The sequence below is a fragment of the Actinacidiphila glaucinigra genome, assembly GCF_900188405.1.
GTDB lineage: Bacteria > Actinomycetota > Actinomycetes > Streptomycetales > Streptomycetaceae > Actinacidiphila > Actinacidiphila glaucinigra.
On the sequence record NZ_FZOF01000020.1, the window covers coordinates 1 to 21227 of the forward strand.

The 21227-nt window shown below is 68.0% G+C and carries 18 protein-coding genes and 3 pseudogenes; 7 read left to right on the forward strand and 14 right to left on the reverse strand.

All coding sequences use genetic code 11. From position 1 onward, the window contains the following. Positions 1-329, forward strand: a pseudogene (locus CHF15_RS45505) (hypothetical protein); the annotation flags it as partial. A 15-nt stretch (positions 330-344) separates the two neighbouring features. Here the strand turns inward: CHF15_RS45505 and CHF15_RS29760 are convergent. The 5 genes and pseudogenes from CHF15_RS29760 to CHF15_RS29780 all read right to left on the reverse strand — a co-directional run bounded on the left by CHF15_RS29760 (position 345) and on the right by CHF15_RS29780 (position 3210). After that, positions 345-1231, reverse strand: a pseudogene (locus tag CHF15_RS29760) (IS5 family transposase). A gap of 42 nt (positions 1232-1273) precedes the next feature. Continuing rightward, positions 1274-1642 carry a hypothetical protein gene (locus tag CHF15_RS29765; protein ID WP_089226997.1) on the reverse strand — a complete coding sequence of 123 codons (369 nt, stop codon included), beginning with the start codon at positions 1640-1642 and terminating at the stop codon, positions 1274-1276. Next, on the reverse strand, positions 1639-1950 hold the full coding sequence (locus CHF15_RS45115; protein ID WP_179280023.1) for a hypothetical protein: 312 nt from the start codon (positions 1948-1950) through the stop codon (positions 1639-1641). The genes CHF15_RS29765 and CHF15_RS45115 overlap by 4 nt, the downstream gene beginning before the upstream one ends. After that, positions 1943-2770 carry an alpha/beta fold hydrolase gene (locus CHF15_RS29775; protein ID WP_089226998.1) on the reverse strand — a complete coding sequence of 276 codons (828 nt, stop codon included), beginning with the start codon at positions 2768-2770 and terminating at the stop codon, positions 1943-1945. The genes CHF15_RS45115 and CHF15_RS29775 overlap by 8 nt, the downstream gene beginning before the upstream one ends. A gap of 41 nt (positions 2771-2811) precedes the next feature. After that, on the reverse strand, positions 2812-3210 hold the full coding sequence (locus CHF15_RS29780; protein WP_089226999.1) for a VOC family protein: 399 nt from the start codon (positions 3208-3210) through the stop codon (positions 2812-2814). A 95-nt stretch (positions 3211-3305) separates the two neighbouring features. Between CHF15_RS29780 and CHF15_RS29785 the strand changes: the two genes are divergently transcribed. Next, complete coding sequence (locus CHF15_RS29785; RefSeq protein ID WP_089227000.1) at positions 3306-4295, forward strand: helix-turn-helix transcriptional regulator; 990 nt, start codon at positions 3306-3308, stop codon at positions 4293-4295. 297 nt (positions 4296-4592) lie between these two features. Here CHF15_RS29785 and CHF15_RS46750 read toward each other — a convergent pair whose 3' ends face one another. Together CHF15_RS46750 and CHF15_RS29795 are read right to left on the reverse strand one after the other, a co-directional pair. Then, positions 4593-4844: a helix-turn-helix domain-containing protein gene (locus CHF15_RS46750; RefSeq protein ID WP_089227001.1), complete on the reverse strand. Its 252-nt coding sequence runs from the start codon at positions 4842-4844 to the stop codon at positions 4593-4595. Between the two features lie 419 nt (positions 4845-5263). After that, positions 5264-6355 (reverse strand): DNA polymerase III subunit beta family protein, encoded by a 1092-nt coding sequence (locus CHF15_RS29795; protein ID WP_179280024.1) that lies wholly within the window; start codon positions 6353-6355, stop codon positions 5264-5266. A gap of 220 nt (positions 6356-6575) precedes the next feature. On the opposite strand from CHF15_RS29795, the gene CHF15_RS29800 reads away from it, so the two are divergent. Continuing rightward, a complete protein-coding gene (locus CHF15_RS29800; RefSeq protein WP_089227003.1) occupies positions 6576-7424 on the forward strand; it encodes an endonuclease/exonuclease/phosphatase family protein in 849 nt (282 codons plus the stop codon). Here the strand turns inward: CHF15_RS29800 and CHF15_RS29805 are convergent, their stop codons facing one another. Together CHF15_RS29805 and CHF15_RS29810 are read right to left on the reverse strand one after the other, a co-directional pair. Then, the gene (locus CHF15_RS29805; RefSeq protein WP_089227130.1) at positions 7425-8309 is read right to left on the reverse strand and encodes a metallophosphoesterase family protein; all 885 of its coding nucleotides are present in this window, start codon (positions 8307-8309) and stop codon (positions 7425-7427) included. A 74-nt stretch (positions 8310-8383) separates the two neighbouring features. Continuing rightward, positions 8384-8860: an LppU/SCO3897 family protein gene (locus CHF15_RS29810; RefSeq protein ID WP_089227004.1), complete on the reverse strand. Its 477-nt coding sequence runs from the start codon at positions 8858-8860 to the stop codon at positions 8384-8386. A gap of 317 nt (positions 8861-9177) precedes the next feature. Here CHF15_RS29810 and CHF15_RS29815 point away from each other — a divergent pair, with 317 nt between their 5' ends. Further along, entirely contained in the window at positions 9178-9453 is a 276-nt protein-coding gene (locus CHF15_RS29815) for a hypothetical protein (RefSeq protein ID WP_089227005.1), read from the forward strand. Between the two features lie 86 nt (positions 9454-9539). Here CHF15_RS29815 and CHF15_RS29820 read toward each other — a convergent pair whose 3' ends face one another. Both CHF15_RS29820 and CHF15_RS29825 read right to left on the reverse strand, forming a co-directional pair. Beyond that, positions 9540-10130, reverse strand: a complete 591-nt coding sequence (locus CHF15_RS29820) for a DUF308 domain-containing protein (RefSeq protein WP_089227006.1) — start codon at positions 10128-10130, stop codon at positions 9540-9542. A 44-nt stretch (positions 10131-10174) separates the two neighbouring features. Then, positions 10175-11794 (reverse strand): tannase/feruloyl esterase family alpha/beta hydrolase, encoded by a 1620-nt coding sequence (locus CHF15_RS29825; protein WP_089227007.1) that lies wholly within the window; start codon positions 11792-11794, stop codon positions 10175-10177. A 1083-nt stretch (positions 11795-12877) separates the two neighbouring features. Between CHF15_RS29825 and CHF15_RS29830 the strand changes: the two genes are divergently transcribed. Then, positions 12878-14008, forward strand: coding sequence for an SMI1/KNR4 family protein (locus CHF15_RS29830; RefSeq protein WP_143681657.1), 1131 nt, complete (start codon positions 12878-12880; stop codon positions 14006-14008). A gap of 63 nt (positions 14009-14071) precedes the next feature. Here CHF15_RS29830 and CHF15_RS29835 read toward each other — a convergent pair whose 3' ends face one another. The 3 genes from CHF15_RS29835 to CHF15_RS29840 form a co-directional block, all read right to left on the reverse strand. After that, a complete protein-coding gene (locus CHF15_RS29835) occupies positions 14072-18331 on the reverse strand; it encodes a hypothetical protein (RefSeq protein ID WP_143681658.1) in 4260 nt (1419 codons plus the stop codon). Positions 18332-18606: 275 nt separating this feature from the next. Beyond that, positions 18607-18903 (reverse strand): hypothetical protein, encoded by a 297-nt coding sequence (locus tag CHF15_RS44505; protein WP_143681659.1) that lies wholly within the window; start codon positions 18901-18903, stop codon positions 18607-18609. Between the two features lie 237 nt (positions 18904-19140). Continuing rightward, on the reverse strand, positions 19141-19674 hold the full coding sequence (locus CHF15_RS29840; protein WP_245939100.1) for a hypothetical protein: 534 nt from the start codon (positions 19672-19674) through the stop codon (positions 19141-19143). An 846-nt stretch (positions 19675-20520) separates the two neighbouring features. Between CHF15_RS29840 and CHF15_RS46755 the strand changes: the two are divergent. Then, positions 20521-20682, forward strand: a pseudogene (locus CHF15_RS46755) (helix-turn-helix domain-containing protein); the annotation flags it as partial. 139 nt (positions 20683-20821) lie between these two features. After that, complete coding sequence (locus CHF15_RS46460; protein ID WP_265737412.1) at positions 20822-20956, forward strand: hypothetical protein; 135 nt, start codon at positions 20822-20824, stop codon at positions 20954-20956. The last annotated feature ends 271 nt before the right edge of the window (positions 20957-21227 follow it).

The window sequence follows — 21227 nt, forward strand, 5'->3', positions numbered from 1 at the left end:
TGGGTATGGATGCTGCTGAAGACCCTGTAGCCGTGGTTGCGTGCTTGCTGGATGAGCCGTGGGACGGCAGGTGGAACAGCCTTGCGGTGGCGGGCGTCGATCTAGTGTCGATTTACACCAGGATGGAGGGCTGCACGTACACGTGGATCACCAATGGCGGCTCCCTCCACGAGCGGGGGATGGCGACCGTGAGGTTCATCTCTGACGAGATTGAAAGGGTCCTTCCCGAACTGGCTGAACATGACAGCGTGCACGTATGGACTCGGTTGCACAGGATGGCTCAGCTGATGGTCGCTCACAACAACGCACCGGTTGAGGTGAGCTCCTAGGAACTCTCCGGTCGGTCATGTGTGGAGCCAGATGACGAGGCTTGCCGCCGTGATGGTGCCGAGGAAAACGTAGCCACGCTTGTCATAGCGGGTGGCCACTGCTCGGTGGTTCTTGAGCCTGTTGATGGCTCGTTCGACGGTGTTGCGCTTCTTGTAGCGGTCCTCGTCGAACCCCGGTGGCCGGCCGCCGTGTGCGCCCCTTCGCAGGCGGGCGGCCCGGCTGTCGGCCTTCTCCGGGATCGTGTGCGGGATGCCCCGGCGTCGCAGGTACTCCCGACACGGCCGGTTGCTGTAGGCCTTGTCAGCGGTCGGAACTGGGGGCTGTCACTCCGCTGGCCGGCAGTGATGAGCAGGGACAGCGGGCGGCAGCGACCGTCGGCGCTCAGGTGGATCTTGCTGGTGAAGCCACCTCGCGAGCGGCCCAGTGCCTCACCTGCTGAACCCCCTCCGCCAGTCGGCCGACCAGGCTCTGCCACGGAGGTTCGGCCAGGTGTTCCGCCGCGTCGTCCCCCCTTTGGAGCGGCCGTGGTAGGTGGCGGGTCGTTGCGGGCGCCGGCGGCATGCTGATGAGCGCGCACGCTCGTTGAGTCGACCGAGACGTCCCAGTCCACGTCACCCGCGGCGTCGGCTGCGGCTTGGATCTGCTGCAGCAGATGTTCCCAGGTGCCGTCTGCGGACCACAGCCGGTGGCGCTCGTAGACCGTCTTCCAGGGCCCGAACCGCTCGAGAAGGTCGCGCCACTGCACACCGGTCCGCACTCGGTGCAGAATCCCGTCGATTACCTGCCGATGGTCTCGCCATCGGCCACAACGACCATTGCTCACCGGCAGGAACGGCCAGAGCCGTTCCCACTCGACATCCGACAAGTCACCACGCTGATCACGCCCCCATACCCCGACCAACGAGTCAGGAGCGAGCCAGTCACATGATCGACCGGACAGCTCCTAGTGGCGCAACAGCCAACGCCAGCGCGGCTGTTCGAGCACGACCGACGTCGCGGCAAGCGCGGTTGCGACGACCGCGGCCCACGCGGGCCACGCGAACCACGGCGCCACCGCTGCGGCGGCCACTTCGAGGAGCACGAGCAGGAGCATCGCTGCGCCGGGGATCGCCACCGGCGGGTCGAAGGGGCGGTCGCCGGGTGTTCCGACGACGGCCGGCAGTCCGATCAGCAGGACCAGCGCGGCGGTCGCGACCGCCCAGTCGACCCGGTGCAGCGCCCACGGGGTGGCCGTCCAGCCGATCAGTTCGGTCAGGAACCGTAGCCCGGAGGCGGCGTTGGCGCGGTTCGGGGAGTCGGCGGCCTGGGTCATGCTCCCTCCCCGGCATGGAGCGGTGCGGTGTCGGGCCCGCCGTTGGCGGCCTCGGGTCGCATGTCGTTGATGAGCGTGTCGACGACGAACCGGTGGCTGTCGGCGGGGTCGCGCTCCGTCTGGAAGGCATCGTTGCTGTCGAGGCCGACGAAGCCGTGGATGACGGTGCACAGGGCCCGGACCGACGGTGTCCGCACGCCGACCCGCTTGGCCGGCGTGCCCATGGTCGGGCCGGCGAAGCCGAGTTCGTCGGCGAGTTCCGACGCGGCCGCACCGACCGTGGCCCGGTCGAGTCCGGCCCTAGGCACGGGCCGTCTTCAGGAATGAGCGCACCAGGCCGACCACTGCCGACGGGAACTGGACCTGCGGGTAGTGGCCAGCCCCCGGGAGCATCTCCAGCCGGCCGACGGCTTCCGGAAGCGCGGCCACGATGGCCTCGCCTTCGGCCTTCGGGTCACCCCAGTCGGGATCGAGGGTGCCCATGACGACCAGGACCGGGCAGTGCACGTTGCCGAGTTGGGCGCCGGCGTCGGCGGCGCTGTTCATCTGCTTCTGCAGGGCCTTCATCCGGCCCGGCTCGTGCAGCATCGCGTCGGTGTGCTCGAGGCTCGCGGCCCAGTCCGCGGGGCGCGGCTCCGGGGTCGCGAGCTCCAGGTACTTCCGCCACTGCTTGTGGCTGCCGAACATCGCGACGGCCGAGATCGCCTTCGCGGCCTTGCGGTAGCGGGACACGCCCAGGGCGCTCAGCGAGTACGCCACCTTGCGGGTGAACGGCGCCAGTTCGACGACGGCGCTCACGAGCGCCGGCGCCTTCGCAGCGGCGATCGTCGCGGCACCGCCGGAGATGGAGTGGCCGACCAGCACTGCGGGACCGCCGAGATGCTCGATCAGTGCGATCAGGTCGCCGGCGATGTCGGTGCGGGTGTATGAGGGCCACGTCGCGGTCGACTCGCCGCTGCCTCGCAGGTCCACGGCCGCGACCCGGTAACCGGTGGCCACCAGCTCTGGAACCATGAACCGATAGGCGTCGCGGCTCTGGCCGATCCCGTGCGCAAGCACCATCAGCGGCCCGGAGCCGGTCACCTCGTAGGCGATGGTGCCACCTTCCACGTTCAGGAACTCAGTCATGTCGATCTCCGTAGTCAATCTCGTAGTGCCGGGTCAGTCAGTCAGCGCGCGAACTTCTCGATGGCTGCCGGGGTGACGGGGGTGAAGAAGTTGACGAGGTTGCCGTCGGGGTCGCAGAACAGCAGGGACCGGTTGCCCCAGGGCATGGTGGTGGGCTCGGTGACGAAGTCGGTGACGAAGCCGGTGAGGTTCTGGTGGACGCGGTCCACGTCGTCGACGAGAAATTCGGTGATGACGCTGTGGTTGTCCGCCGGGCGGGCCGAGCCCGGGGCGAACAGCGGGACGGTGCGGGTTCCGGCGATGGCGAGGGTGGCGCCCGCGGTCCTGAGCTCGGCGAAGTCCTCGGTGGCCCATGTCGCCCGCGCGCCGGTGGCTCGCTCGTAGAAGTCGACGAGGCGGGCGACGTCGCCGGTGATGATGCGGATCGAGACGAAGTCCATGGGAATCTCCTTGGCTGTGGCGGTGGTCGTTGCATGTCGCAGGCTAGGAGAAATAGAGGACACAATCGGTCCCGTATTCGGGTTAGGCTGGGAATGTGTCCCGCCCCACTGTCCGCGTGCTGACCCTCCTGGAACTGCTGCAGTCCGGCGGCACCCGCACTGTGGCGGAGCTCGCCGAGCGACTCGGTGTGGAAGGGCGCACGGTGCGGCGGTACGTGGACCAGTTGATCGACCTCGACGTGCCGGTGGAGTCGGTACGGGGCCGCTACGGGGGGTACCGGCTCGCCCCCGGGTACCGGCTCCCTCCGCTCATGCTCAGCGACGACGAGGCACTGGCGGTGCTGCTCGGCCTGGTCGCCGGCCGCCGGGCCGGGCTGACGACGACGCAACGCACGGCAAGCGAGACGGCATCGGCGAAGATCCGGCGGGTGCTGCCCCAGCACATCGCCCACCGCCTCGACACCCTCCTGGAAGCTCTCGCCTTTACCGACCAGCCCGGTGAGTTCGACACGCCGGACGGCGAGGTTCTGCTCACCCTCGCCGATGCGGTGCGCCACCGCCGGCCGGTCTCGATCCGTTACACCGACCGCGGCGGTGGGCGCAGTGAACGCACACTGCACGCGTACGGGATCGTGGCCCATGCGGGCCGGTGGTACGTCACGGGCAAGGACGCCCGGCTCGACGAGGACCGAACCTTCCGCCTCGACCGCATCGCGGACGCGCGGACCCTGCCAGGCTCGTTCGAAGCGCCCGAGGACCTCGATCCGGCGCGGCGTGTGGTGACGGCGTTCGCCACGGCCGAGTACCGGCATGAGGTGACCTTGCGGATCCACGGCACCGTCGCGCAGATCCGTGCCCACCTTCCGGCCAGTGTCGCGAGCCTGGAGGAGGACGCGCCTGTGACGGGCGAGGACCAGGCGGCCGAACGCTGGCTGCGCGCCGAGCTGCGGGCGGAGCGGCTGGACTGGTTGCCGCCGGTACTCGCCTCACTCGACCGGCCGTTCGTCATCGAACGTCCCGCCGAACTGCGCGACATGGTCACCGCGTTCGCCGGTCGCCTCGCCTCCTACGCCCGCGACGCCTGACAGCGCGAACAGCCGGCGCCCATGTCGTGGTGACGATCAGTCAGCACGGACATGACTCACCCCCGCCGGGGAGGCGTCCTGCGCCGACCCGCCGCACCCTCGAGCACCTGACCTCTACTGATCTTGCCGTGGAGGCGGAACGCCGAGTCGTCGCCGTTCGCGAGCCCTCGAACTGCTGCCGCAGCCGCGCGGGATGCGGGCCGTGATCGCCGATCGGCAAAAATGGCAATCAACTCCCACTACACATATGGCAGTTGCACTCGCGTCATGCACAACGACTCACCCGATCGGGCCACGTCACGAGAGTAAATCCCGCAACCTGGTTCTCGTCCAGGGCGCACTGCGCGCCGGCGAACCTGTGCCCGAGCAGGGCCTCCGACCGCCCTGGTTCCAGGGGTGGTGCCAGTTGTGCACCGCCTGCGCGCTCACCCCCGGCATGCGCGCGATCTCCGCATCCGACCGGCCACCCTGTTCGAATAACTGGCCCGCCGTCAGGCGCCTCTGCTCCCGTACCCGGTGAAAGTCACCGGCCCCTCGCCCAGTGCCCATGAATACGGACTGGCATCAACGACATGATCAGCCAAGGTCAGTCAGTCCGGCTCGACCCGGCTGCGCGTCGCACGAGGGCGATCGACCGGATGCGAGCCCGGCCGCCGGATAGCTTTCCGGCCCTCGAGCGGGCCTTCGACTACGGCGCTTCCAAGGCGTCCCTGGCGCTGCTGACCGGTTATCGAACACCGGCCGCCCAGCGGCGCATCAGCAAGAGCCGTCTCGCGACCCGGCTGAGGAAACCGAGAGCTCCGCAACCGCCGACTTGCCGCGGCCACCGCCCTTGGGCCCAGAACGCCGCCGTCCCCGAGGCAGCCCTGTCATTCCGACCGCGGTCGCCGTCGTGACATTCGTGAGCGGGCCCCCGTGCCGACATCACTGCGCGCGGCCGAGCCGGATCCCCGGAAGCGGTCAGGCCGTCAGGCGTCCAGGCGCACCGGCATCAAGAGGGAGAACGTGCCGTCGGAGTCGTCCGGGCGGCGGACCGCCAGGGGGGCCGTGGGGGCGCCGAACTCCAGCACCAGCCGGTCCCGGGCCGCCGCGGCGAGGGCCTGGAGCAGGTACTCGCGGTTGACCGCGACGTCGTCCGGGCCCTCGTCGCCGTCCCCGCACACGCCCACCGTGCCGTCGTCCGCCACCGTGAGCACGCTGATGTCGGGGGACTTCCCGTCCTGCTCCCGCGCTTCGCCGGCGCGGACGGGGCCGGTCTCCAGCGCCGTACGCAGGGCCGGGACCTCGACGAGGACGCGGCGTCCCTCCGGCAGGCGCACGAGGCGCCGGTAGTCGGGGTACTCGTGGTCGAGCGACCGGCCGGCCGTTTGACGGTCCCCCGCCGCCAGGGCGACGCGGTCACCGTCCACCGTGAGCTCGACGGACGCCGGGTCGTCGGCCAGCAGCGCCCGCATCGCGTCGGCGAGCGGGGACGGTACGACGACCTGCCTGCGCGGCCCGCCATGCCCGGTGACTTCGGTCCGCGCGACCGCCATCCGGTACCGGTCGGTGGCGACGGCATGGAGCGTCCCGTCCTCGATGTCGAACAGGACGCCGCCGAGCACCGGAAGCTCGGGATCGGTCCCGGCGGCGAAACGGACCGCGTCCAGCGCGGCGGCCATGTCCGAGGCGGGGACGGCCAGTCGGACGGTGCCGTCGGTGACGGGTGAGGACATGGGATTCTCCTTGCGGTCGAGTAGTGCACGGATCGCGGAGAACTCGACGCGGGCCTCGGACAGCCCCCGCTCCAGACGGCGCAGTTGCGCGTCGAGCAGCTTGCGGACGAGGCCGGTGTCCTCACCGGACCAGGCGGCCAGCACCAGGCGGACGTCCGCCAGCGGCATACCGGTGCGGCGCAGCCGCGCCAGCAACCGGGCCTCCTCCAGCTGCTCGGGGCCGTACCAGCGGTAGCCGCTCGACGGGTCCACCCGGGTCGGGACGAGCACCCCGGCGGTGTCGTAGAACCGCAGTGCGCTCACGCCCAGTCCACTGTCCCGGGCCAGCTCACCGATACTGCGCATGTCGTTCTCCACACCCGGGACTCTGCCCCCTCCACCAGGTCGAGGGTCAACCCGCCTCCCCGGCCGGGCTCCAACCAGACCCGCAGGTCGGAGGGTTGAACGGGGCATGACGTCCCGCACCGGGGAGGGAAGGCGTTCTTCATCTGCCCGTCACGCGACCGCCAGGAGCCCCGACCACGATCGTGATCGTTCCTGTCGCCGTCCCTGGAGGATCTTCGTCATGCTGCGCCGGACCGTGTCCGCACTCGCCGTCGTCTTCGCGCTCGCCGCCACCACCGGCACCGCCGCCGCCACCACGGGCAAGGCCCCGGCCGCCGACGGCCGCGGCGCCCGCGTGCTGGACGTGATGACGTTCAACATCCACCACGCCCAGGGCACCGACGACGTGCTCGACGTCCCGCGGATCGCGGACGTCGTCCGCCGCAGCGGCGCCGACGTGGTCGGGCTGCAGGAGGTCGACAACCACTACTCCGCGCGCAGCGACTGGGCCGACCAGGCCGCCGACCTCGCGAAGCTGCTCGGCTACCACGTCGTCTTCGGCGCCAACATCGACAACGCGCCCCCGGCCGGCAGCGACCACCGGATCCAGTACGGCACCGCGATCCTGTCCCGCTACCCGATCACCGCGTCGGACAACACCTGGCTCTACAAGTCGCCCGGCCAGGAGCAGCGCGGGCTGCTGCACGCCACCCTGAACGTGCGCGGCAAGGCCGTCCAGTTCTACTGCACGCACCTGGCCGCCAGCTCGCAGACCGACCGCCTGCAGCAGACCCCGCAGATCGTCGACCTGATCGGCGACAAGGAACCGGCCGTCCTCGTCGGTGACTTCAACGCCCTGCCGACCGCCCCCGAGTCGCAGCCGCTGCAGTCCCGCTACACCGACGCGTGGGCCCGGTCGCTGCACGGCCGCGGCGACGGCGCGACCTACCCCGCCGAGGCCCCGACCGAGCGCATCGATGCCATCTACACCACCGGCGACATCAAGCCGCTCGTCACCCGCGTGGTGCAGGCCGACCCGACGGCCTCCGACCACCTGCCGCTGGTCAGCAAGGTCCTGGTCACCCCCTGATCACGCGCCGGGGCCCAGTCGCTCGACGATCGAGCGGAGCTGGGCGCGGTCGAGTTCGTAGACGGTCTCGCCCGCCCGCGGGTCGCGTGCGTGGAGCACGTGGAACAGCGGGGCGTACGGACCGCCGAGGTCGACGAGGGTCGCCGAGGCCCCGCGTACCGCCCGCTCGGTGCCCTGCGGGCCGGTGAGGTCGATACGGCTGAGGACCCCCGGGGTCACCCACACCGGGACCGTCCCGAGATGGCCGAAGAGCTGCAGGTGGAAGTGGCCGCACAGGACCAGCCGTACGTCCGTGCCGCGTACGGCTTCGGCCAGTGCGGCCCCGTCCTGCAGCCCGAGGGCCTGCTGGACCTCCACGTCGAGGGTGACGGGCGGGTGGTGCAGGACCACCACGGTTCCGTGCGGCGCGGGTTCGGCCAGCACCTCGCGGAGCCAGTCGAGCTGGCGCGGTCCGATCCGGCCGTAGACCTTGCCGGGGACGAGCGAGTCGAGCGTGACGAAGCGGTGGCCGCCGATCACGCTCACGGCGGCCCGCTCGCCCTCCGGGGAGTCGACGACCGCGGTCGCCATGTCACCGCCGTCGGCTCCCAGGTGGCCGCTGCCCAGCACCTTGGCGAAGGCGCCGCGCTCGTCGTGGTTGCCGGTGCAGAACACCACGGGCGCCCGCCTGGGCGCGGCGAACTCCCGCACCATGTCGCGGGCCGCGGTGTAGGCCTCCGCGGAGCCGTCGTCGGCGACGTCGCCGCTGACGACGACGGCGCCGACGTCCGGGACCGAGTCGAGGCCGGCGAGCATCCGGCGCAGGGACTCCCTCGCGTCGATCCCGCGGGAGTCGGGCCCCTCGACGGGGCCGATGTGGATGTCGGACAGGTGAAGGATCCGCATCCCGACCACGGTACGCATCGCCTGACGCGACGTCACCGGAGCCGGGAGCCGGGCTCAGCGGTTCCGGCGCGGTGTCACTTCAGCCGTTCGAGGCAGAGGGTGAAGTCCCGGCCGGAGCCGCCCTGGGTGTACCGGCTGTACGGCTCGTCGCAGTCCCCGTCCGTACCGGACTGCCTGCTGGCGACCTTGAACTGGGCCCCGGGGTCACCGCAGTCCACGATCTCGAACTCCGGGTCCCCGACGGAGATCACACCCGTGGCCGCCGCGTTCCCGGCGTGCAGGCAGTCACCGGCGTCGGCGGTCGCCGCGCCCCCGAACCAGGTGGTGTAGCCGCCGTAGGCCACGACCCCGATCACGACCAGGCTGACGACTCCCTTGAGGATGCCCTTGACGCTCCGGGGGCGCCGGGGCGCGGGCGCCGGAGGGCCGGGCACGCTGTACGGGTTGCCGCCCTGAGGGCCGTACGGGGCGGGCGGCTGCTGGGAGTACGGGTTGCTGCCGGACGGCTGCTGGTTGTACGGGTTGGTGCCGGGCGGCGGCGGAGTGGTCATCGGGTCCCCCTGGGTGCGTAAAGGCAAGGTCAAGTGGCCGGTGGAAGCTATCACCGGGAGCGGGTCATGTGGCCAGGAGAGGGAAATCTGTGGCCTTGGCGTGACCGTCGGCAGCGCCGGCGGGCGCCGGGAGTACTGCCATGGTTGTCAAGCCCCGAATTCCAGGGGCGTGACGTGACGCACCGGGCCGGGGTCAATGGAGTCACGGGGTCGAGCACAGCAGACGGCCCCCACCGGGATCACCCGGGCGGTGCGGGACACGTCCCGCAGCCTGCCGGAAATTCCTTTCCCTTCACCACTTCCCAAGGAGAATTGCCATGCCCCGCACACTTCGCACCCGGCGTCTCGCGATCCTCACGGCCTCCGCCGCCCTGGCGGCAGGGGGCGCGCTGGTCCCCACCACCGCGTTCGCCGCCCCCGCATCCGCGCAGACGAGCGCCGTTTCCACCCAGGCGCCCCACCAGGAGACCAGGACCGCCGGTCACGGCGGTGACAGCGACTGCTGGGAGTACGACTACGGATACTGGGAGTACACGGACTACTACTACACGGATTCCTACGATTACTACGACGGGTACTGGGTGTACTACTGAGCCGGGGCCGCCCGGAGACACACGGGTTCCGGCCCGGCGGTGGTAACCGCCGGGCCGGAACCCGTCGTCGGAGGCGCAAGCGCCCGTCAGGCGGTCCGGGTGCGCAGCCGGCGGCTCTTCCAGCCCAGCAGCAGGGCCTGGAGGATGAACCACACCCCGCCGCCCGTGGCGTACGTCGACAGCACGTCGAGCGAGGGGTTCTCGCCCACGGCCTGGACGTTGTAGAAGACGCCGACCAGGAGGGACAGTCCGCCCGAGATCAGGGTCGGCCACTGGTTGCCCAGCTCGGAGCCGCGCCGCCGCAGGCCCACGACCACTTGGGCCGCTCCGGAGATGACGGCCCAGGCGCCGAACACGTGGAGCACCGGCTCCACGCCGCCCGCTCCGGCGATGCCGAGGGCGAGGGCGGCGAACGTGCTCAACACGCCGTTGAACGCTGTGACCCGGCGCTCGGAGCCGTCGGGGGTGGCGCGGAGGTCGAGCAGCGAGGACACGGCGTCGATCAGCGGGTAGAGCACCAGCAGCGTGATCGCCGGGGCGTCGACGGAGTCATGGGCGCCGGCGAACACCAGGGCCCACACCACGGCCAGGACGCCGCGGCCCAGGTACAGCCTCAGCAGGGAGGAACGTTCTCCCGCCGCTCCCCGGGTCGGGGGATTCGCCGTCTGCGTGCTCATGGGGTTTGGCCTCTCTCAGGTGGGTCGGGTGGGCGGCGGCGGGGTCAGTGCCGGGGCGGGAGGACGCACCGGAAACTGGAGGCGACGTCGGGGTCTCCGTGACCCTTGTAGCGGGACACCTCGGGGTAGCTGCACAGGTCACGGCTGACGCTCTTGCCGGAGGCGCCGACCAGGGTGGCGGGCAGCGTCTTGGGGGCCTTGCCGTGCTCGACCCAGGCGGTCAGCGCGGCAAGGCCGTCGGCCGAGCCGTCGGTGCCGTTCAGGCCGCAGTGGTCGGTGCCCGGGGCGAGGAAGAGGCGGTAGAAGTCGTCGACCCGCTTGGCGCCGCCCATCGTCCGCTCAACCTGCTCGCGGTACGCGACGGTGCCCTGGGCGGGGATGAACTGGTCGGCCTGCCCGTGCCAGGTCAGCAGTTTGCCGCCGGAGGTGCGGAAGCCGGACAGGTCGGGGTCGTCCGTGCCTATCACCTTGTCGTACTCGGCCCGGGACTGCTCGAACAGCTCGGTGAACTGACGGTAGGTGATCTTCGAGAGGTCGAAGGAGGGGTCCTTCTTCAGCCAGAGCCGGACCCACGCCGCCGGTACCGGGAAGGGGTTGCCCTTGACGGTGCCGTCGGGGTCGGTGGTGGTGGCCGCGAGGCCCTTGAGGTCGGCCCCGACCGGGACGCCGGACCACAGCTTCCTGCCGGAGGGGGTGTGCGGGCCGTCCCAGATCTTGCGCACCACGGCCGCGTCGGCCGCCGTGACGGTCAACTCCGCGCCGTGGCACACGACCTTGGTGCCGATCAGCTCGCGAGGGTCGAAGTCGCACCGCTCCGGGTCGTTGACCAGGCCGTCCCTGACACCGTCGAGCGCGTCGCAGGCCTTGACGGCGGCGTCGGTGAACGCGTCCAGTTCGCAGTCGGCCGGGTAGGTCTTCTCGTTGTTCATGACGACCTGCGGCCACAGGGTGGCGACCTCGAACTCGTCCCAGTTGACGGCGGGCGCGTCGGCGAGGATGCCGTCGTAGTCGTCGGGGTGGCGCTGGGCCTCCATGTAGCCCTGGCGTCCGCCGGTGGAGCAGCCGGTGAAGTAGGAGTAGTCGGCGCGCTTGCCGTAGACCGCGTCGACGACCTCCTTGCCGACGACCGCCGCCTCGTGCTGGGAACGGGAGGCGAAGTTCTTCAGCGGGGCGGTGTTGATCTCGCCCTCGCTGTTCAGCGCCCAGCTGACGTCCAGGGCGTCACCGACGCCGGCGTCCGTGGTGGTCGCCGCGTAACCGGTCTTGACGGCGGTGCCCATCCCGACCCCGTTGTCCCCGGCGAGGTAGGCGCTGCCGCCGAGCGCCTGGAAGCGGCCGTTCCAGCTCTTCTCGGGCAGCCAGGTGGTCACCGTGGCGTGGTCGTCCTCGCCCGGGTGGGTGAGGGTGACGGTCACCTTGCAGAAGGCCGGGACGCCGGTGACCTCGCCCTGCAGGACGCCGGTTCCCTTGATGGTGCCGCCCGCGTCGCGGACCGCCGTCACGTCCTCCACCTCGGTACCGGCCGGGGCCGGCACCTGCATGGAGGCGCAGGTGAACGGCGCGGCCGAGGCGGGAGCGCGGGTCTCCGCCGAAGCGGTCGGCAGGTACACCGCCGCGACCAGCGGCACTCCGGCCGCGATCACCGCCAGGAGTTTCTTCTTCATTGCTTTCACATCCGCTAAGTAGGTGCGCGCCCGACTGCAGCGACACATGTGCACATCACACGTTGAGAAGGGAGGGGTTGGCCTACGGACGGGCTGCCCCGTGACCTCGGCAGGTGCCCCCGGGAAGGCCTGGGGCGCCAGGGCCGATCAGAACGTATCACCGGTTAAGGCGGTGACGAAAGTGCGGCGATGTGATGCGGCCGATCCGCTCCGGGTATCTCGCCGATGTCGCGGAGGGCTGCGTCGACTACGCGAACGAGAGGACCGGCGCCGACGGCGGCGCGACGCCAAACGCGCGGAACCATGCGGGCCGGGCATGACCGTGCCGACCGGCGCCATGGCGCTCGGGTCGTCGAGGAGTTTCGCCCCGCTTCGCCCAGGCCGGTGTCGCCGTCAACCTGATCTTCTTCCCTGAGAACCGAGCCTCGCCGCCGACTTCCTGGACGCCCCACCGCCGACCTGGGACGGCAGCCCCCGACGCCGTCGCCGCCCGGATCGCCAACGCTCTCCTCCTCGGCGACCCCCAGCGCAACCTCACAAAGGTCACCCCCGAGATCGCCCGCGACCTCCTGGCCCACTACGAACACACCGGGGACGGCTATGGTCCAGGCTTACACTCCGGCCACGTGATCGCCGTGATCGAGCCGCCGACCGCAAGACTTGCGCGCTCATGGCCCTGGCCCAGGGTCCGTACGTGGAGCCCGTCTGCCCAATCCGCGACGTCGAGGGCGGCACGGGCTGGCTCATGGAGATCGCGGCGGGAAAGTACCCCGGGACCCCGCAGTGATGGCGCCCCCCACGGCGCGGGACTGGAAGCAGCGCGGCGACCGCCGCCGCGGCGCTGCGGTCCTGTCGGACCCGAAGCTGACATCCAGTCTGCGTGCGCGATCCGCCGGCACTTAGCCGACGACGAGAAGCCCCGAGATATGGTCAGGGATCTGGAGTTTCGGTCAAGACGATCCACGGCCATCGCTGAACGTCGCCTGATGTTGGCGCGCTTGGCAGTTACCTCTGAGCACCGATACCGCATGGCATGAGGATAGTGCCCTCGCCGTCGCAAAATCCCGACGGTAGGGTTCAGCCGTGAACAGTGACAATGCTGCGAATGAATTCGGCACTGCTTGGCGCCGCGTGGAGGACTGGTTGAGAGAGCACGCGCCGGAGGACTTCGCGGCTCTACGGCGTCCTGTCTCTGACCATGAACTTGCCGACGTCACCGACAGCTTCGCTCTTCATCACCAATTGATGGCGTTGCTCTCTGCACACAACGGGAGTGAGGAGACCTCTGCCACCGGATACCTGCTGCCGCGGCACACGCTCTTGTCCGCCGCGCAGATGGCCCGTCATCGCCCAGTCAGCGCTGCCCCGGAGGCCCGTTGGTGGGTGCCGCTTGCCATCACGGGCACCGGCGAGTATTTGGTGGTCGACCATCGGCCCGGGCCGGGTTACGGCGCGGTCTTGCAGGTGGACCACGAGGTCGGGCTCGCCGGCCGGAAGGCCTGGCCGAGCCTGCTCGCCCTGGTCACAGAACTCGGCGGCGTCTTGGAATCCGGCACTCCACTGAAGATGCCGGGATGTCCCGCCTACCGTCCGGTCGGCGGGCACCGGCTGAACTGGGAACTCGTTCCGGATTCGACGGATCCAAGGGTGCGACTGCGCGAGGCGTGGCAGCGGGCGGAGCAGCGCCTCCTGAGCACCGCACCCGACGCGTTCGCTTGTCTGCGTCCGCCCGCCCGGCCGCAGGACATCCGCGCCGCCGAGACGCCCGCCCCACTCCACGCCCAACTGCGCGCCCTCTTCTTGTTGCACGATGGGGCCGATGCGCCGGGCGGGCACAACATAGTGCCGGGCGGCTACCGTCTCTACAGTGCGGCCGAGTTGCGCATTGCGCACGGTCGGATGAAGGACGCGGCGCGGGCAGCCGCGCCTGAGGTGGGCTTCCTCGCCCTCTCGGGGGAGGCGGTGGTCGGAGGCAGCCCTCGGCCTGTTCCGGATTCCGAACAGGTCCCGACGCACTCCTCAAGGTCCGGGCATGCATGTCCTGTAAATGTCTCGTGGATCCCGTTCGCGGTCTCAGTGACAGGCGACGAGCTCCTTCTCTGTCAGGAGCGAGGGACACGGCACGGCTCGGTACTTGTCTGGGATCCAGGGGTCAACGACTACCGGACTCGTTGGCTGGACCTGGTGGAACTGTGCGAGGACGTTGCACGATAGATGTGAGGGTCATCGGCCCCGCGGCAAGTGCAGGGCCGATGACCAACTCAGGAGCCCAGAGCCTTACGAGATGGTGCAGTGGGCATCCGGGTCGCAGCCCTCCAACTCGGGAATCTTGATGAAGTACGGGTCATCGTCGTGGAGTCGTAGCGAGCTCACGAAGCCCGACAGACTACTTCCCGCATCTTGGTTTTGCTGGCCTGGCATTGATGCCCGTCCGCAGATCTCGGTCCACGTTGGTACGGGGAACCGTTCGTCGTTGTAAATGTGCCAGCCGTTCGGATCCTTCTTGGCGTATAGCGTGGTGCATTCGGAGCCGTAGGTCTTAGTTGTGCTGCCATTGTCCAGGAACTGACCGCCGCTTTCCTTGGAGCTGGCGAATGGGTATTCGTCGCATTGTAGATTCAAGTTATCCCCTGTCGCGAGATGGTGGAATTCAGGCTTCAGTCTGATGCCCTTGCCTCCGAGTTCGCACACTACTTCTCGGTTGCGATCATTGACCGCCTTGGTCCCTTCCTTGTGTAGCGGGTGGTCAGGGAACTGGCCGGGATGGCTATCCAGTTTTTCTTGAAGGATCCAGTAGTAGAGTGCTGCCGCCGGATACTTCTTGAAGTTCATCTCCAAGGTCGGGGGATACTTCTGGAATACGCAACCTCGAGTGTTGGCCGGAAATAGGGAGTCGCAGCGCACCTCATCGACGTCCGCCCAAGTCGCAAGGGATTTTTTGCTGTCGTCGCCCGATACGAGCGCGGAACCGAAGTCCAGGGCCGAACTCAGGGTGAGCTCGTCTACATTTTTGGGCGCAGGCTCCGTGTTCGTCCAGCTGTGTGAGCGGTACCCCGTTATTGAATGATGGTCGACCGCGGCGGCCCAAGTGGGAACGCCGTTCCAGTCTGGCTGGGTGGAAGTTTCGCAGTTGGGAGCGCAACTGGAACTCCATTTTTTCAGCGTTACAGCGCCCAGTTGGGTCGGCACGCTTGTAGCCGTGAGCGTCAGTGACTCGATGACTGTGGGTGCTTGGCTGTAGGTCTTGAACTCCTGCACGCCATAAAATTTCGCCGTCCCGACTTCTATGTCGTTCACCGACCAGGTGGCGCTTACGTTGAACGTCTCACATGCTTGCAACCGGGTCCGCACCATTATGTTGGTGGGGGAGGTGAAATCGCACCAGGGGGCCAAGCCCCCCGGGGATTCCTGCTGTGTCGTTCGCTTATTTTCTTTGGGGAGAGCCGAGAGCGGCACGTCCGCCCCGCGGGTAATGGTGACGCACTGTTGGCGGCCTTGAGCGTCACGCTTGGAGCACGACGTGGTTCGCTTAGGCTCGGCAGCAGACTTGGCCGTAACTGCACTAGAACCCAGGGTGCCCACCATCGGAACTTGGTCCTCGTAGTTGGCCTCTGGGGAGTTCGGGTCGGGATCGGGGACGGTGACGTCAGGCAAGTTGCCGAAGTCACCTGGCTCGAAGGCCACGGCGTCGAACGCGATGTCGTCGTCTCCGGTGCCGTCAGGGGTGATTGTCGACAGTTTGACTTCGGGGACGGTGCCCTTGACCCTGTGTACGCCGATGTTGGCCCAGCGGTTGCCGGTGCCGGCCTGTGGGAGCAGCCTCGTCACCCAGCCGTTGACCGTTTTGATCTGGTACATGGCCTGCTTGGTCTGGGCCCCGTGGTCCGGCAAGTGCACCCAGACGCGGGCGTCCTTGTCTAGCGTGCGGTCGAGCTTCCAGGTGCCAGTGATCTGCAAACGTTGGCCCTTCGCGTCGTCGGCGCGAGTGTGGCCGAAGTAGAAATGGCCTCCGAAGCCGGCGCCCAGTTGATGCAAATCGACCTTAGCTGGATAGGCGGCCTCAACTCCGTTGTTAGCGAAGTTCATGGTGAACGTACCGGAGTTTGTCCACGTCGAGTTGGTGCATCCTGGACGGGCGACGGGGGTGCCTTGTGGGACGTCGTCGACGATCAATGCGCCAGATGGAAGGCCGCTGATGGTGCAATTGGGCGGGTAAGCGGTTCCATCTGCTTCCTCAGGATAGGTTTGGTTGAAGCGGATGAATTCGAATCCGCAGGTGTCGACGCAGTCGGTCTTCCAGGTGACCGGTTCGTGCCACCAGCACATGAAGTCCTCTCGCCCACATGGGCCGGAGGATCCGTTGTCGTTGCTGGCACCGTCGGAAATGCGCCCTGGGAAACAGTCGTTGGACGTGGGGACGCAGAATGCGTCCTCAGGGGCCTTCAGGTGTGCGCGATTGTATAGGGCGCTGCCCTTGACGGTGACGGCCTCGCCTGTTCCGTTCCAGGTGGAGGGGCGGAAGGCGGCAACCATGTTTCCGGGCGACTCCAGGAAGGACGGTGGGTGCGCGGCGAATCCGAGGACCTTTTCCTGGTAGGGCCAGTTCTGCGGGCGGGCGGCGGCGCTGGCGTCTTCGCCGCCGGCAGCGCTTTCCATGAAGGGCAGGCGCCCTGCATCCCATTCGGGGTTGGCGGGGTTGTTGGCCCAGCCCAGGCCCCATGGGGAGCCGTCACCATTGTTCGGGTGGAAGCCGGAGTTGTAGGCCCACACGGCGAAGTACCAGTTTTCGGGGCGGCCAGTGCTGCCATGGTTGGCGATGAGGCCAGCCGAGCGAGTCTCGTTCCACTTCGAGATCAGGATCTGCAAGCCTGCGGCGATGTTCGCGGTGTAGTCCAGAGCGGCCGCGCGCTGCTTCTGGTAGTCCCAGGCTGCGCCGCCGTGGCCGTCTTCGCGGCCTGCCATGCGCATGTGGTCGGTGACCTGGGTGATGCCGTAGCCGCAGTCTGCCTCGGCGAAGTCGATGTCCCAGTCGTTGCTGGAGTCACCGTCGTAGAGGTCGATGCCGTAGTAGTTGCCGATGAGCGGGTTGGCGGTGACGCCGGGTACGGCTTCACGGCCGGCCTGCCACATGTTCGACTCTTGCGTGGTGATGCCGAGCATGACCTGCGCCATCGCCCGGTCGCCGTCCACCAACGCTGGGTTGGGGAAGAGCGACTGAGGCATGTAGGAGGGCATGCCGAGGTTTTTCCAGTTTGCCGGGCGCTGCACGAGCGTGTTGAGGTAGCCCTTGATTGCTTGGTCGACCGCCCATTCCACCTGACGCGGCTTGGGTTGCATGGCCTGGTTACGCGGGTCATTGCGTGGCACCGAGCAGGTGCGTTCTTCCTCGACCGGATCCGACGGGTCTCCGGCGACCGCGGCCTGCATCCGCTTCGGGGCGTTGCCGTGCCCGGTCAGTGCCGGCGACGGGGCAGTGCCCTCGGCGATGCGCGAGGACTCACGCCGCTCGGGGTCCACAACAAATGAGGCCTTGGCCTTGGAACTCGTGACCGCCATGCTCAGTTTGACGGCACGGGCCTTCGTCGCCTCACCGGGCAGGAGCATCGTGCCCTTGCCGTCGCCCCACTGCGTGCCGGTGATCGCCGCCGCTCCGCGAGTGGACACAGTCGCGTCCCTCGGCAGCTCCGTCCGCCTTTCGACGACTGACGGCATTGCGGCGACTGCGCGGGGCCGGGAGGTACGTCCTGTGATGTACACAGTGCCGGCACTGCGCGTCAGACCAGTCTCCGTTGCGGCGCCTTCGGCCAGCAGTGCTGCCTTCGCGGTGCCAACGTGCGGAGCGTTGACATCCTTAGCGGCAAGGCGCTTGACCGAGGAAGTGGTACCGCGCTTATCAAGGAAGACGAGCCCGCCCTTGCCATCCGGAGTGAGCCGGTACGGTACCTGATCGGTGCGCACCACTGGAGTGCGGTGGCCGTCTTGGTCGATGCGGACGATCTGGGCTCCGCTCGCGCCAAGCATCTCCCCGTTCTCGGCGGGAACCGTCGAGGTGACCTGGCCGGTCACCTTCACCGGAGCGGAGGTCTTTCCTGAAGCGGCGTCCAGGCGAATGAGACGAGTGCCGGGCAGGTCGTCCCCACCCGACTGGGTGAGCACCGCGGTCTCGCCGGTGCCACAGCCAGGGTTGTAGTACGACAACGATGTCTTCACTGGCAGCTTTTGTACGGCGCCCGAGGAGAGGTTCACGATCGCCGTGAATGCGCCCCGTGCCATGAGCTGAGGCTTGTTCGTGAATGTACGTGGCGCGTAAACGACGACCGCGCGTTGCCCGGAGCCTGTGACGCAGACGTTGCCGATCCAGGCATCGGCGTCGAAACCGGGCTCGGACAGCGTCGCAGCGGTCTTCCAGGTATAGCCGTCCTGTTCCTTGGCCGTCAGGATGTGTAGGCCCTGCGCATCTCCGCTCGTCGTCCATGCGACGTCACCGGACGAAGACCAGTCGGATCCAAGCAGCGATTCGCGCTTCTCTGAGGGCACTGAGTCAGCGCTGGCGGATGGCTTCGCAGACTGCGTAGTAGAAGCAGGCTGCTTGTCGCTGGACTGAGCCCACGCTACTGGCTGAACCACAGTCACGAGTATTGCCCCGGCAGCCAGGGCCGTAAGGGGTGTAGATGTCCGTCTTCTGCGTTTCACAATATCTCCCGGATGAGTTGGGGATTCCCGCGCAGATCTTGGAACGGAAACGGCCTCTCCGCGCGGGGCTCGCCAATCGAGTGCGGCCCCACGCGGAGAGGTGATGGAGAGGGAGCGGACTATGTCGGGGCGCGGGTCACGTTGACGATGACTGCCGTCAGGTGTTTCGGGACGACCGCACCCTCCGTTCGGTCCTGCGCGGTATATACACCGTCATGGGTTGCGCCGGGCGCCAATCCGTCGGCCCTCACGTCCATCAGAACCTGATAGCCGAGAGGTCCCGTCAACCGAATAACAGCCCAGACATCTGCTGGCTTGGCCTTCGTATTGGTGACCTCCACGGCCACCCAGAATGCGTCACCAGTGTCTTTGAGTACGGGCTGCTTCACCGTGACGCCGTCCTTGGAGGCGGCCACAGCGGGGTCACCCACGGGGCTTTCCGCGCCTGAGGATTCATCAGGTGAGCTCGGCGACGCTGGGCTTGACGCAACTGGCTGGCCAGATGGCGTCGGCGACGCTTCTGAAGCTGCCCCGGTCTTAGCGGATGCGCTACAGCCAACTATCAGAGCTGCCCCAACTAGCACGGCCAAGCCGTGCTTCCCGCGGCGCCCGTTGTGGTGCAACGTCAAGGCATCGATGTGCAACGTCAACTCCTAGTTGCAGAAACTGCCTTCAACCCGGTTGATGAGGTACGTGGTGGAACTGGAGCTGACCTTCATCAGCGCCGTGACCTTGGGGCAGTTGTCCATGTAGACCGGCCCGGCGTACTGGCTGAGGTTGCCCTGATCGACGTCACAACGCGGACTGCTCACCTTGTTCTCACAGAGCTGCAACTTCATCCACCGCGTGCCGGCGGGGTCGTTGTTGTCGAAGACGGCACACACAAAGTTGTCCGGACCCGTGCCACCGTCTGTGTACATGAAGAGGGTGCCTCGACGTTCAGTCGCCGTGGGGAGGCGTTCAGCTACGAGGAGGCTGTAGCCAGATCCACATTCGACTGATGCAGCCTGCGCTGCGGCCGGGTCGGCGGCGACGACTGCTCGAGATTTCTGGTCCGCGTGCGCCGAGATGGAGAGACTGCCGATGGTGTCGTTATCGGCATAGGCCGACGGCGCGGTGAGGCTTAGTGCAGCGAAGCTCAACACTGCCACTGTCGTCCGGGTGACGGACTTTGCGATGAGGTGCATGGTTCCTCCGTACGTTCCGTTCAGGGACGTAGGTGGGCATACCGATTCACCCGCCGCTCTGTTGGCGATGCGCGTCGGGTGCCCCCCCTGATCAACTCAGGAAAGGTACGGGAACGCGCGTTCGTGCGGGAAGTGTGTAGATCGCACGCGTGCGTGATCGGCTAGTTATCGCTGCCCTGTGACCGAAAGATGGGTCCACAGGTTTCTCACAGGTGCCCGAAGGTCTGAGTCCACTGCAAACGTTTACGAAGTGCGCATAGGTGCGGCAGGCCAAGAAAGGCCATGCACCCACCCTATTTGATCAATCGTGAGCGATGGGGGGTAGTACGGATAAGTCGTTCACTGAGGCGACAGTTCATCAGCCCGCGTGAGCCCCGAAAGCTTCGTCTTCGCCGGATGTCGCAACACGTTTGGTTTTCATTCAACCCAACCAGAAGTAAAATTCTGGTTAGTGGACGTCAAAAACACCAGCATGGAAGACGTCTATGAGTCACCCCTCTGCTTCCTCAGTGGCCATAGGTCATCGACGGGCACGCCCAAGCCCTGTGCTCCACACGTCAAGGTCGGCGTCCCGGGGAGAACGGCGCACCCGGTGACCAAACGAAGCCGTCCGCGCGCCCCGCTCGTTGATCAGAACGAGGCAGTGCACACCGCCCTCGCCCAGATCCGGGAGGCCATGGCTGAACTGGGCCGCCGCCTCAGCGAAGCCTTCGCCCCACTCACCGCCCGCATCCGCACCCGCCCCTGCCGCGCCACCACCCCACGACCGGACCGGCCCGCCTGGCAGTCGCCATACGGGCCCACCCATCAGCGAAGGAGCACCACCCGTAGTTCCGAGTCCGCTTCGCCGACCGCGACGCCGCACGCCAGCGCGCCGCCGCCCTCTACACCGCCGGCGGGACCATTCGTAGCGTCGCCGCCGAAATCGGCTGCTCCTACGGCACCGCCCACCGCCTCCTCATCGAGGACGACGTTGAGCTCCCACCCCAAGGGAACCGGCGTGCCTGAGGCCGCCGCCGCGCCCGAGCGCCGACCACTGACGCCCGCCGAGGAGGCACTCCTCCGCCCGTCGTCGATCAGGACAACGGACACCCTTCGCTTGGGACGACTCCACCGACCAGCCCACAACGCAGGCAGGAGAACACAGATGCTTCTCGACCTGCTCTGCCGCCCCCTCGACTTCGTGTCGGACGTCATCGCCGAGCTCGTCCGACCCCTCGATGATCCCTGCCCCCATGACGCGGACGGGACCGGCGAATGCGAGGAGCCTGAGTGCCAGTGACCGGACAGCCATCGGCCCGGCCCCGCCGTACGGACGCCTTCCTCGCCGAGGAACCCGGCCGCGACTTTGACGGCTGCGCCCGCGCCTGCCGCAAGCCTCAAGCCCAAACCCTCGTCTGGGGCGAATGCGCCCACTCCCCCGAGTCCCACCCGCCCCGTGCCCACCATCACCATCGGCCGCGTGGAGAACCTGGCTGACGGCCACTCCCGCATCGTCTTCCGCTCCGCCCCACAGGCCGCGTTCGACGACCTGGTCGCCGTAGCCGGGCACG